The sequence below is a fragment of the Paenibacillus riograndensis SBR5 genome (assembly GCF_000981585.1).
Lineage (GTDB): Bacteria > Bacillota > Bacilli > Paenibacillales > Paenibacillaceae > Paenibacillus_AQ > Paenibacillus_AQ riograndensis.
On sequence record NZ_LN831776.1, the window covers coordinates 2,043,126 to 2,057,788 of the forward strand.

A 14,663-nucleotide genomic window follows, 5' to 3' on the forward strand; every position below is an offset into this window, starting at 1 on the left:
TAAATGATGGACAAACTGAAAAAGTACATCTACGAGCTGGTTGCATCCAAGAAGCTGACTGCCAAGGAAGCGACGGAGTACATCACTTACCTGCAAAACGGAAATGAGCACAGGAGCGAGGAGATTGCGGTTGTCGGTATCTCCGGGAGGTTTCCAAAGGCTGACCGGGTAGAGCAGTTCTGGGATAATCTTTGTTCAGGCAGAGATTGTTTAGACACCTTTCCTGAAGACCGGCTCCACGATGGACAGGCCTTGGCCCCTGAACGGCATTTGGCGGGAGGGAGCCTCAAACAAGGCGGATATTTAGACGAGATCAGTTTTTTTGATGCAGAGATGTTTCGCATTTCGCCTAAGGAAGCCTTGTCGATGGAGCCATACCAGCGGATCATGCTTGAGGTTGCTTATGACACGTTAGTGAATGCAGGCTATGAGACGCAGGATATTCTTGGCTCCAAAACCGGGGTTTTTATCGGGCGTGACCACGTAACAGGGATTGAGTACCGCAACTATGCCGCTCCCGATATTTTTCGTTTAACGGGGGGCTGGCCGGGTATTTTAGCAAGCAGAATCTCCTATGTATATAACCTGAAGGGGCCGAGCGTTGTGTTTGATACCTCTTGCTCCTCCGGGTTGGTGGGACTTCATTTTGCTTGTGAATCTCTACGCAGAAATGAATGTGATATGGCATTTGTAGGCGGCATCAGCGGCCTTTTTTATTTTCCTCCTGTCAAGGAAGATGGATCACTGGACCAGGTGGAGTCCGCTGAAGAAAAAATCCGGGCTTTTGACAAAGCTGCAGAGGGCACGGTCTGGGGGGAAGGCTGCGGAGGCCTGCTATTGAAGCCGCTGTCCAAGGCGGTTGCAGATAAAGATGTGATTTATGCGGTCATCAAAGGCAGTGGAATCAACAACAACGGTCTTTCCAAAGGCATCACCGCACCGAACGGGGAAGCACAGGAAGAGCTGTTGAAAAAGGTATGGAAGCAAGCGCAGATCAATCCCGAAACGATCCGGTATATCGAGACGCACGGGACGGGAACTATCTTGGGAGATACAATCGAGCTGAATTCGATCATCAATGCCTTTCAAGCGTTTACTTCCAAGAAGCAGTTCTGCGGTGTAGGCTCGGTAAAAACCAATATCGGCCATTTGGTCGGGGCTTCCGGGATCGTCTCCCTGATAAAAGCCGTATTGATGCTGAAGCATGGAGAAATTCCGGCCTCGCTGCATTTTCAGACGCCCAGTCCCTATATCAATCTGGCGGATTCGGCTTTATTTATCAATGATCAGCGGAGCAAGCTGGAGAAGGGGAACCACCCGGTCCGGATAGGGATTAACTCGTTCGGATTCAGCGGTACGAATTGCCACGTGCTGTTAGAAGAGCCGCCAGTGCCTGTATACGACAACAATGCGGAAAATAACGTATTCCTGCTGACCTTATCGGCCAGAAGCAGCCAGAAGCTGGTTGAGGCTGCGCAGAGCCTGCAGCGCTTTTTGCTCACGAACCGCAGCGTTAATCTGGCAGATATGTGCTGTACAGCAAGCCAATTCCGCAATCATTTCGCGAACCGGCTGGCTATCACGTTCAGCAGCTATGAAGATTTGCTGGCCAAACTGAAGATCATTAGGGAGACAAAGGAGCTCTCCCTGTGGAGCAGCCATCCCGGAATCAGCTTCCAGCTCCATGAAGTGGTTGCGGATACTAAATCGCAAATAGAAGCGTGGGAGATCAGGGAAGGCGAGAAAATCGCACTGGATAAAACCGCCAATGAGGCAATTAGGGAGCTCCTGCAAAAGAAAGCGGGCAGCGAAATGCTCTGGGAGCAGGCGGCCCGCTTCTACATCAAGGGCGCCAGCATGGATTGGCGTCCGCTCTATCCCGGCTGCCGGAAACTGGCTATGCCCGGCAATGTGCTGGAACGGACGAAATACTGGCCGGCTGAAGCCAAGCGGGGAGAGGTGTACCAGGATGAGCTGTATTATACGACGGAATGGGTAGAAGAGAGCAGGCTGCCCGCCGGTTCGGGAGCTGCCCGCGAGACGGTTCTGCTGATTGTGCATGAGGCGGATACAGCCCTATGGGAGGCACAGCTTCCCGGGAAATTACGGAGAAAGCGCTGCATCCTCGTAGAAATCGGCAGACCCTATCGCAAAATAAACGCTGAGCATTATCACGTCTCCAATTCGGTTGAAGATTTCTCCGCCCTGTGCGGGGAGCTGGATATTTCGGCACTGGAGCAAATTCTGTATGCAGCGCCTTCCCGGGAGGGGTTGCCGGATTCTTTGAAGGAATTCAAGGAAAGCTTCAATCAGACAGTGATGAATCTGCTGTACCTGGTGAAAGCCCTGCAGGCCGCCAATACAATGAATAAAGATCTGGACATTGCCTTGATTACAAGGAATGCCCATGTCCTGCAACCAATGGATACGGGTTCCGACCCTTTCGCCCATACGCTCTACGGAATAGGGAAATCAATCCTGCAGGAGAATCGTTCCTTCCATGTGCGTCATATTGACATCAGCAATGAGCCCGCCGATCTGGAGGCGCTTCCGGCGGAGCTGGAAGTACCATCGGCCCAATATTCAGTAGCGCTGCGCCACGGCCGCCGGTACGTTGAAGTCATTAAGAGAGCGGATATTGCGGAACAAGCCGGCGAGGCCATAGCCATAGAAGCAGGGGACACTTTTCTGATTACCGGCGGCTTGGGATTACTGGGAATAGAGGTCTGCAAGTATCTGAGCCAAAAGAACAGAGTGAAGCTGATCGTCCTGGGAAGAACGGCTATTCCTGATAGAGAATCCTGGCAATCGATCATTATGGATAATGAAGATAAACAGCTATTGAAAAAAATTAACGGCATTCTGGCTATTGAAGCTTTGGGCTTCACGCTTGATTACCATTGTGTAGATATTTGCGACGAAGCTCAGCTCCGGCGGACCGTCGAACAGATCCGGCAGGATCACGGGAGCATAAACGGCGTGTTCCACTGTGCCGGAGTCGGAGTAGGGGACATCGAGGATTTCGGCATGAGCGGGCAGGAATTTGAACAAAGACATGCGGTGAAAACCTATGGAAGCTGGCTGGTATACAATCTTACCCAAGAATTCAATACCGGGTTTACCCTGTTGTTTTCTTCGGCTGTCAGCATTACCGGCGGAAGAGGGTCGCTTGCCTACACGGCGGGCAATGCTTTTGTGGATGGGCTGGCGGAAACCATCAGGCTGCAGGGGAAAAACGTGATGGCCATCAACTGGTCCACCTGGGAAGCGACCGCATCCAGGCTTTCCTTGCAGGCAGACAAGCATTTTTTTGAGTTCCTGTCCACCCACCAGGCATTGCAGGCGCTGGATCTGATTATCCGCCGCGGGATGTTCCGGACCATTGTCGGCAAGCTCAACGTTCAGAACAAGCTGCTTGAACTGGAGAACCTGTGGCCTTTCCGGCTGGCCGGCGAAATTAAGCAGGCCCTGTTCCCAAAGACACGCCAGGAGGAGCGGCCGGTCCGCCAGACTTCAGTCACTGTGAAAGAGCCGGAAGGGTATACAGCCACCCATCGGGAATTGGCCCAGGTCTGGGCGGATATTCTTGGACTCACAACGATCAGTGTGTTCGATTCTTTTCACCAGCTGGGCGGGGACTCGATTCATGCTGCGCATCTGCACAAGCAATGGAATGAGCGGCATCCCGGCACGCTTGACGTTACGGATATTTACAGATACCCGACCATTCATGAAATGGCCGGGTATTTGGACAGCCAGCGGATCAGTCAGCCGGCAGCGCTTAATCTGGACAGTATTCTGGAAGGGTTCAAGGGGAGTAAATATTCCAAGGAAGAGGCAAAGCGGCTGTTGGCAGAATGGACTGAACATTCATCCGTTGAACGCCTTCAACCCGCCGAGAGTGATGAGTATGCCATCATAGGCTATGCCTGCAAGTTCCCGATGGCGGAGGATGCCGAACAATTTTGGCGGAATCTTACGACAGGAGTGGGCGCAATCCGGCCGTTTCCTGAGTCAAGAAGAAAAGATACCGACGGCTACCTGGCTGCCAATCAGATCAGCCCTGAAGGACATGCGTATTGCCAGGGAGGGTATCTGGAGGAGATCGACCGGTTTGATTCCGCCTTTTTTCACATTTCTCCCAGAGAAGGCGAATTGATGGACCCGGAGCAGCGGCTGCTGCTGGAGAATGTGTATCAGGCTGCCGAACATAGCGGCCTGGGCGGAACCATCCTGTCGGGCACCCGGACAGGCGTGTATGTCGGAAAGGACACCACCGGACGGAATGAGTATAACAACCGGGTGGATATCCTGGACCCTTTGAAAGTGACCTCAGGCTCGACCGGCATTCTGGCCAGTAGAATCGCTTATTATCTCAATTTGAACGGGCCTTGCCTGGTTGTGGACACAGCCTGTTCCTCCAGTCTGACCGCAATATGTCTGGCAACGCAGGCCCTGAAGCAGGGCCAGATTGATATCGCCATTGTGGCGGGCGTATCCCTGGCGTATCTTCCTACCCAGCGCAACTCTTTGATTGACTCTGCCGACGAAATGATCCGCCCCTTCGATGCCGGGGCCAACGGTACCATGTGGGGCGAGGGGGCAGGGACGATCATCCTGAAGCGGATGAGTGAAGCGGTGCAGGACAACCATGTGATTCATGCCGTAATCAAGGGTTCGGAGATGAACAACAACGGAACATCCAACGGCATAACTGCCCCGAATGCGGAAGCGCAGGAGAAGGTGCTGGTAGCCGCCTGGAAAGCGGCTAATATTGATCCGGAAACCATCTCTTATATCGAGGCTCACGCAACCGGAACCAAACTGGGAGACCCGATTGAAGTAAAGGGCATTACGAATGCGTTCAGACGTTTTACGAATAAAAGGCAATTCTGTGCCGCAGGCACCGTGAAAGCCAACATCGGCCATTTGGTCGGGGCCTCAGGGATGGCGTCGGTCATCAAAATGATAATGGCGTTCAAACATAAACAATTGCCTCCGGTGCTACAGTTCCAGAATCCGAATCCATTTATAGAATTTGCCGACTCCCCCATCTATGTTAACGACAGGCTTCAGGATTGGAGCGGCTCGGCCGCTCCGCGCAGATGCGGCATCAGTTCTTTTGGATTCAGCGGAACGAATTGCCATATCCTGCTGGAGGAACCGCCGGTCTTCACCAATCCGCAGGAAGCGAAGCAGGATTGGCATATTCTGGCGTTGTCGGCGAAGACGGCAGGATCCTTAAGCGCATTGATCAAACGCTACTTTCATATGATCAACGGAACCGTCACTCTGGATTTGCAAAATCTTTGCTTCACCGCCAACATCAGCCGGGGACATTATGAGCATCGGATCGTCCTCCTGTTCCGGACCGAAAACGAGCTGCGCGCCAAGTTCAAATATCTGCAGGAGGCGGGCATCCTGCAAGCGGCGGACCGTGATCAGAGAATCTATTACAAGGCCAGCAGGATTAGTTATGACCAGGAGGGTTTTGACGGTGACGGCCTGCTTGAGCAGGACAAGCTCAAATTAAACAAGCTGGCAGAGAGCCTGATTGAGGAATGGAGCGTTGAAGAGACGCTGTCCGCTGTGGACAATCTGCACAAAATCGCACGATTGTACACAGATGGAGCGGATATCAATTGGGATCGTCTATATCAGGGCAAGCAGCACCGGTTAACCGAACTGCCCGCCTATGCTTATGAACCGGTTCGTCATTGGATCGGTGGCTCCGCCCGGAAAGGGTCTTCCTCTCCGGGGAAATATTATCAGTTGCAATGGCTGCCGGATCATCGGGAACAACCCGCAGGGATCAAGCCGGATGAAGGAGCCTGGCTCTTTGTGGGGGGAACGGGAACAAAAAGCCAGGAGCTGCTCCGCGTATTGCGGAAGCAAGAGATTGAGCTCATTGAGGTCACGCCGGGAGCCCGTTATCACCAATTGGCTGCTAACCGGTACAGCATCGGTTCAGGCGAGGAGTATTCTCTTTTGTTGAAAGAGCTTTCAAACCGGGGGATCAAACATGTCATTCACTGCCTGAGCCTCGCCGATGAAAAGATTGCCGGGATAGAAGACTTGCATGCTGCGGAGAACAGGGGGGTGTATAACCTCCACCACTTGGTAACAGCGCTGTTGAACGGGCAGTATCATCAGGAACTGAACCTGTTTTTTGTTGCAGACCATACATTTTTGGTGAACCGGCATGAACCGGTGCTGAACCCGCATCATGCCGTTCTGTTTGGTATGGCTAAAGTGATCCCGCAGGAATACCCGCAATTCAAATGCCGCTGCATCGATATCGACAGTGCTACAGCCCCAGCAACGGTCTGGAAAGAAATATGTTCCGGCAAAGGAGATTTCCAGGTGGCCTATCGGGACAACACCCGTTATCTCGAACATTTCGGAGAGCGGCGGCTTGAGGCTGCCGAAGCGGGCGGCGTGTCCCTGAAAGAAAACGGCGTCTATGTGGTGACCGGAGGACTTGGCGGTATCGGACTGGCGGTTGCCCAGTATCTATCCGGGAAGCAACGGGTTCATCTCTGTCTGTTGAACAGGAGAACGCTGCCGCCCGGCCCAAGCCAAAGCCAAAGGATTCGCCAAATCGAAGCTAACGGGTCTGACGTTGATTTGTATTCCGTAGACATTTCCGCTCCCAATGAATTGCAGGGTGTGCTGCAAGCCATCCGCACCAAATACGGGCAGATCAATGGCCTATTCCATTGCGCGGGCATCGCCGGGGAAGGGCTGCTGATCAACAAAGGGAAGCCGGAGATCAAACGGGTGCTTGATGCAAAGGTAACGGGGACCTGGTTATTGGATCAGTATACGGCCCAAGATCACCTGGACTATTTTGTGCTGTTTTCTTCGGTCACGAGCCTGCTGGGGGGGATGGGACAGGCGGATTATACGGCTGCCAATGCCTACCTGGATGGGTTCAGCGACTACAGGCAGGCGAATAACCGCAGAAGTGTTACCATCAATTGGCCTGCATGGAAGGAAGTCGGCATGACGCTGAAATATGATATTCAGGAGGGACGCTCTCCCTTTTTGGGATTGACAGAGGAGCAGGGGATCAGCATCCTGGATGCTGTTTTGCAGCGGAAGCTGTCACGGATTATTGCCGGTGAAATCAATGAGCGCTATTTCCAGAACGGGGACCCTTCGCTGCCTTTTGCCGTGCCGCCCCAGATGATCTCCCGGGGAACCGGAGCGTTCAACCCCCAAGAAAAAGTAATTGCAGACGAGCCCATCCTCCCTATCCTGAAAGGCAGATATGATCACAGCTACAATTCGTACGAAATTTCGCTGGCAGCGATGTGGCAAAAGGTGCTGGGTGTAGCTGAGGTCAATGTGCATCTTCCTTTTCAGGAAACAGGCGGGAACTCTATTCTGGCTACTAGCCTGGTTAAAGAAATTGACGGCGTCTATCCTGGTTGTGTCAATATCGCGACCTTGTTTGCGTACCCCTCCATTGCCAAAATGGCGGAATACCTTAAGCAAAAACAAAGCGAAAACGAATCATTGCAGGAAGCAGATCCAAAGACTGCCAAGCGGATGGAGCTCAGCGATAAGCTATCCGGGTTTGTCGAGGGGAAGGTGCCGATCGAGAATATTTTGCAGTACCTGGATAACAACGAGTTGGGGGATGATGATGATTAACCGTAAAGAGATCAATGATCATATTTTACAGTTGTTAAAATCAGGCAACCTGAATCAGGAAATGGCTGTCTCCATTCTGGAAAAGGTTAACCGCTCCTCAGACGTGAAGCGGCAGGATATTGCCGTAATCGGGATCGCCTGCCGTGTTCCCGGAGCCGATACCCCCCGGAGGTTTTGGGGGAATCTGCTGGGCCGGGTCAACAGCATCGGAGCCTTTCCGGAGGAACGCCTGCAAGACCTCTCTCCGTTTATCCCGGAATTGGAGGAGCTGCTTGCCCATGCCAATCATCAGGCAGGCTATCTGGAGCAAATTGCCCATTTTGATCATCCGTTTTTCCGGATCGGCGGGAAGGAAGCCATGGCGATGGAGCCCTATCAGCGGCTGTTTTTGGAGACGGCGTACCATGCGATTGAAGACGCAGGATATGGCGGAGATGCACTGAAGCATTCGAACACAGGCGTATTCGTGGGATTGGAGACGGCTTATCAGTCCCACTACCGCGCTCTTTTGGAGCATGAGGATATCTCTTCGCTGACAGGTTCTTTGGTAGGTCTGTTAGCCAACCGGATCTCCTATTTCCTGGACCTCCGGGGGCCCGCCCTTGTTGTAAATACAGCCTGCTCATCCGGACTTGTCGCCTTGCACCAGGCCTGCCTGGCCTTGATGAACAAAGAATGCGAAACGGCACTGGTTGGTGGCGTCAACCTTATGGTGATTCCGCAGGCCACAGGGAAATTAAATGATCTGGAGACCTCCCTGGGACAGGTGAAGGCGTTCGACAAGGACGCCGACGGAACCATTTGGAGCGAAGGAATCACAGCCCTGCTGGTTAAGCCGTTAGAGAAGGCCCTGAAGGACCGGGACCCTGTCTATGCGGTCATTAAGGCCAGCGGGGTCAACGCAGACGGGGCCTCCAATGGCTTAACCGCTCCCAATCCGGAGGCTGAGACAGGGTTGTTCATCCGAACCTGGGAGAAAGCCAAGATCGATCCGCTCTCGATTTCTTATGTGGAGGCCCACGGTACAGGTACACTGCTGGGGGACTCCATCGAATTGCAGGCGATTAACGATGCATTTAAAAAATATACAAACACCCCTCATATTTGCGGCATTGGTTCGGTTAAAACCAATATTGGACATACAGTGGCTGCTTCAGGTTTAGCGTCATTGCTGAAAGTTATATTGTCGTTAAAACATAAAAAAATCCCTCCGTCCCTGAACTATCAGTCCCCGAATCCGTTTATTGACGCCGATCATTCTGCTATCTATGTGAATACGGAGGTGAAAGACTGGGAACGGAGAGATACAGCGCGGCGGGCCGGCGTCAATTCCTTCGGCTTCAGCGGTACGAACTGCCACGTAGTGGTGGAGGAAGCTCCAGAGATGAACCATCAAGCAGGGGAAGGCTCGTCTCCGTTTCATTTCTTAACCTTGTCAGCCGGCTCAACACATGGCTTAGCCCGGTTAATCCAAGCGTATTATGCCTTTTTGCAGGACAATGATCAGATTGATCTTGAGGATTTATGCTATACCGCAAATACCGGCAGAGGCCATTCTGACAGCAGGGCCGCGTTCGTTTTTGCTACCAGAGACGAGTTAATGAAGCAGCTGGCAAATGCGGATTCGTCCCGAAACGGTATATCCGGCGGGAATGGCATCTATATAAGCGGCAATGTCCAGCGGGAAGATCTGTTAACTGCTGCAGAGGAGCTCGAGCCGGACCGCCAGAATCTGCAATTAACGTATGAAAAGCTGGCTGAGCGATATGTCGGCGGATTCTCCGTCGATTGGGCAGCCCTCTACCCGCAAAAGCGGCAAAAGCTGAATTTGCCCGGATATCCCTTTGAAAAGATCAAGCTCTGGCCGACAGCGGCTGTCAAATCAGGTTCAGCACTTGAGAAACAGCCGGATTTCCAGGATACAGCCAACCCGCATGAAGAAACACCGCAGTCCCGGCTCTACCACCATATTCAATGGCTGCCAGTAACCACAGAACCCTCACCGCCGCTGCATACGGACGAAGAGGTAGTCCTGGTGCTCACCGATTCGACGGATTGGGGCCAAGCACTGGCAGGTGAAATCTCCCGGCACACCCCGCATGTCATTCATGCCCGGCTTGCAGCAGCTTACCAGCGGGAGAGCCCGGCATTATACAGCTTGGCCGGCACGGAAGCAGACTTCTGCCAATTGCTGAAAGATACGGGGGCCATGAAGATCAGCAAAATTCTTTTTGCTGCCGGAATGGACGACTGTGATACCGGGAGCATTAGCGAGGAGGAGAGATTAACCCATACCTTGCATACGCTGCTGTATCTGACGAAGGCATGGGTCAAGCAGGAGATGAACCGGACAGAGCTTATCCTAGCCGGGAAGAACGGTCAAAGGGTATTGCCTTCAGACCAGAAGATTTATCCATATTTCGCATCGCTCTACGGAATGGGGAAAGTGATCCGCGAGGAATACAGCGGGCTTCACTGCAGATGCATTGATTGTGATGAATCGGCGCCGGTCCGTGAACTCGCCGATGAGGTATTTAGACCCTCAGACCATTACCAAATTGCCATTCGTGAAGGAAAGAAGTATTACCCGCAATTAACGCCTGTTGATCTCGACGCCTTCGACAATAGTATGACAGGCTTTAAGGAGCAAGGTGTATATGTTATCACCGGAGGAACAGGCGGAATTGGCTTGCAGCTGGCACAGCATATTGCCCTGAAGCACAAAGTGAAGCTTGTATTAATCAGCCGTTCCCGGCTGCCTGCGCGCGAATCCTGGGAAGAGCTGATCCAGTCGGCTCAGGAACCGGATGAGAGAGCGGCGCTGATCCATAGCCTGAAGCATCTGGAGAGCAACGGCTCACAGCTATTTACATACAGTGCGGACGTTGCCGAGCTGGACGAATTGTCCCCGGTAATCAGCAGGATCACAAGTCAGCTTGGAAAAATAGACGGGATCATCCACGCAGCGGGCCTTCCGGGCAGTGGTCTGCTGATTGAGAAGGACGGGCAATCGTTCGCCGCCTCCGTCGCTGCCAAAATCAAAGGAACCCGTCATCTGCATCTGTTGACCCGTGACAACCCGCCCGATTTTCTCCTGTTGTTTTCATCTATCGCTTCTGTAGTGGGCGGCATCTATTTAGGAGATTATGTGGCGGGCAACAGCTATCTGGACGCGTTTTCCGGGCTGCTAGCCGGACATACCCGGTTGATTTCGATCAACTGGACGACATGGATGAACACCGGGATGGCGAAGAATACAGGCGGCAGCCTGGATGTGGCCTTTCGCTCTATTTTGCCCCGCCACGCGCTTCATGCCTTCGATCAGATCCTGGGCAAAAAAATAAATAACATTGTGGTCGGCAGCATCCAGTTTAATAATGACCTGTTCTGGAACCGTCCCTTGCCGGTTAGCCTGGCTCCTGCAATTAGAGAGCAGATCAAGCATCCGGAAGCCGAAATCGATGTCCGGCTAACCGGAAGAGCAGATCAGTCCTATACTGAGATTGAACAGCAAATTGCCCGGATCTGGGGCAACCTGTTCCAGATGCCGAACATCGATATTCAAGATAATTTCTATGAGCTTGGCGGCACGTCCATCATGGGCATCAAAATTGCGAACCGGATCAATGAACAGTACCGTGTGACTATGACCATTCAGGATGTATTTACCCATCTGACGGTAGCATCACTGGGGAAGCTGGTTGAGCAAAAGCTGGGCACAAAAACTGAAGCCGGGGCGGTGAATAAGCAGGAAGTGGAGTACGCAAAAACAAGTATGCCCTTGTCACATGCGCAAAGGCGTATCTGGTTTTTGCAGAAAATGAATCCGGACCTGGTGGCGTACAACCTGCCCTTTATCCGCTATTTTGACATGGCCATTGACTTGGAACTGCTGCAGCAGGCAGCCTCCTTCCTGGCGGGAAGACATCTCCTGATGCGCACGAAGTATGTGTTGAAGGACGGAAATCCGGTGCAGGAGGTGCTCCCGGCGTATGTGCCGGCCGTTCAATCTATCGATGCCGCCGGGCAAAGCGATCCGGAGCTTTTTGTGAAAATGAATATCCACCAGCAAAAAATGAAACCGTTCAATCTCGAAATGCCGCCTTATAGAATCTATCTGTACACGATCAGCGATGAGCGGGCTTGCCTCTACATCAATTTCCACCACATCCTGACAGACGGCTGGAGCATTGATATTTATTACAGAGAATTGTTCAGCCTGTACCAGGCCTTCCTGCATCAGCAGCCGCCCAGACTTCCAGAGGTGAAAGAGGATTATTTTGACTGGATTCTGGAACAAAAAGCCTGGGAGGAAAGCGAAGCGTTTGTGGAGCACGAGCAATTTTGGCTGAAGGAGCTTGCCAAGCCTTTGCCGGTGTTGAGCCTGCCTTCAGACCACAAGGCGCCTGCTGTCCAGACGTATAGAGGCAGCTTTCACAAATTTACGATTAGCGGGGAGCTGTACAGAAAGCTGAAGGCCCATCTAGAAACTCAGCAGATTACGGCCAACAACTTTCTCTTGAGCGCATATTTTCTGTTATTGCACAATCTGTCGCAGGAGCAGGATATTATTATTGGCGTGCCTGCTTCAGGAAGAAATGAACAGAAATGGGAGAGTGTCGCGGGCATATTTATTAATACCCTATGCATCCGCATTCACTTTCAGGGAATCACCACCTTTATGGAATTACAGGATGCCGTGAAGCACAAGGTATGGTCCGCCATGGATAAAGCCCAGTATCCTTTTGATTTATTGGTGGAAAAAGTAAATCCCGACCGAGATTTATCCAGAAATCCCATTTACAATGTACTGTTCCAGTTTTATGATAAATTATATTTGGAAAATGAAGGAATCAGCCCGTTCGAATTAAGCTGTCTGGCCCAGGAAACCAATCAGCAAATCGAGATTTCGTTCGAGTACAATTCGGATATGTATACAGACAGCACCATCTCCCGGTTTGCCGGATACTTTCTGAATATCATCGGCCAGGTTGTGGACAAGCCGGAAGGTCTCCTCCGGGAAATTACCTTGTTGACCCTTCAGGAACAAACTGCGCTATTAAGCCGCTTTCAAGGAGAACAGGCGGACCTGGAAGACGGTCAGACGATCCACGGACGTTTTGAAGCGCAGGTGCAAAAAAATCCGCATGCCATCGCTTTAGTGTATGAGGAACAGCAGATGACCTTCCAGGAAGTGAACGGGAAGGCCAATCAGCTTGCCTGGATGCTGACTGGCAGCGGGGTTCAGCGGAATACCCCTGTGGGGATTTTTGTGGACAGGAGTTTCAGCTCAGTTATCGGTATATTAGCTATTCTGAAGGCGGGCGGAGCCTATGTGCCGCTTGATCCGGGTTATCCTGAAGACAGGATCGCTTACATTCTTGCACACAGCGGCGCCAAATGGCTGCTGACCGAAAACCGCTATCTCCAGAGCGTGGCAGCATTCGCGCATGAGGAAGGGATTCAGATCATCAATCTGAGTCCGGTTAAGGAACAGAGTGCTGTAAGCCAGATGTACCTTGCGGATTATGAGGATGAGCTTTCCAGAGAGAATCCGCGAACCGGGGGCCATGGACCGGATCGGATGTATATCATGTACACCTCAGGCTCTACAGGCAAGCCCAAAGGCGTATTGGTTACCCATTCCAATGTCTTGAACTTCGTTACCTGGAGCATTGGAGAATTGCAGCTTCAGCCTAAGGATGCACTTCTGCTGGTAACCTCAATCAGCTTTGACATTTCAGTGTTCGAGATATTCGCCGCTTTATTAAGCGGTTCCCGGCTCTGCATTGCATCTATGGAGCATCTGAAGGACACCGAATGCTTACTTGCCTATATGGAGGCCCAGCACATCACTATCTGGCATTCGGTTCCCAGCCTGATGGTCCAGCTTATGACATTACTCAGGCATCATCCGGGCCGGTATCGTCACTCGCCGGTATTACAACAGCTTAGGCACTTAATGCTTGGAGGGGAGGCCTGGAGTACTTCATTGGCAGCAAGCCTGCGCGAGACCTTTCCGCAAGCGGAAATCCGCAACATGTACGGCCCGACGGAGGCGACAATATGGGTCTCCAGTTACAAGCCGGGTCCGGAGATCGACGAGTCGCATCCGGTCATGCTTATCGGCAGGCCGATTGCCAACAATCGGCTAATCATCCTGGACCAGTATGGCAATGTTTGTCCCCCGGGAGTCGCCGGGGAAATTTATATCGCCGGGAACAATGTGACCCAAGGATATTACAACGATGAAGAGAAGACGAGAATGGCCTTTATCCCTCAGAGCAATGGACAAATCTTTTATAAGACGGGAGATTCGGGAAGATATTTGCCGGAAGGGAATGTGGAGTTCACCGGTAGAAGAGACCAATTGGTCAAAGTAAGAGGATACCGTATTGAGCTCGGGGAGATTGAGCAGGCCTTAAAAGAGTTGACCAGCCTGCAGCAGATTGCTGTAACAGCCGTGAAGGATGGGGAAACCAGCAAAATTGTCTGCCTCTATACCGGAGATCAGCCGGTTCCGCAGAACCAGCTAAAGGATGCGGTAAGGAAAAGGCTTCCTGAATATATGATCCCCGCCCAATTTTTCCATGTCGAGCGCTTCCTGCTCACACCAAACGGAAAAATGGACTGGAGGTCGATGGAGAAGTTTGTCAGGGAAACTCCGGGCAGCATAGAGGCAGCGGGAATCCGGAACGAGGTGGACAAGAAGCTGTCCGAAATATGGAAGAAACTGCTGGGCATCCCTGCTGTCGGCATTCAGGAGAACTTTTTTGATATCGGCGGGAACTCTTTATTGGTTGTACAAATGCAGGGGATGATCCAACAGGAATTTTTCCAGGACATCCCGATGATGGATCTGTTCAAATATACGTCGATTGAAAAGATCTCTGATTACCTGCAGGAGCATACGGTAAAAGTATCAAGTGTGGAAACCGGCCAAAAAAGAGCGGACATGAGAAAAAGACTGCGGAACATGAGAGGTTGACCTCCGCTCCTGTGAA

Annotated in this window: 2 protein-coding genes; both read left to right on the forward strand. The window is 52.0% G+C overall.

Annotated elements, in window-relative coordinates; all coding sequences use genetic code 11:
• Positions 1-3 precede the first annotated feature (3 nt).
• On the forward strand, positions 4-7,659 hold the full coding sequence (locus PRIO_RS08590; RefSeq protein ID WP_020431297.1) for an SDR family NAD(P)-dependent oxidoreductase: 7,656 nt from the start codon (positions 4-6) through the stop codon (positions 7,657-7,659).
• A complete protein-coding gene (locus PRIO_RS08595; RefSeq protein ID WP_231869842.1) occupies positions 7,646-14,647 on the forward strand; it encodes a non-ribosomal peptide synthetase in 7,002 nt (2,333 codons plus the stop codon). Before PRIO_RS08590 ends, PRIO_RS08595 begins: the two co-directional genes overlap by 14 nt.
• Positions 14,648-14,663 lie beyond the last annotated feature (16 nt).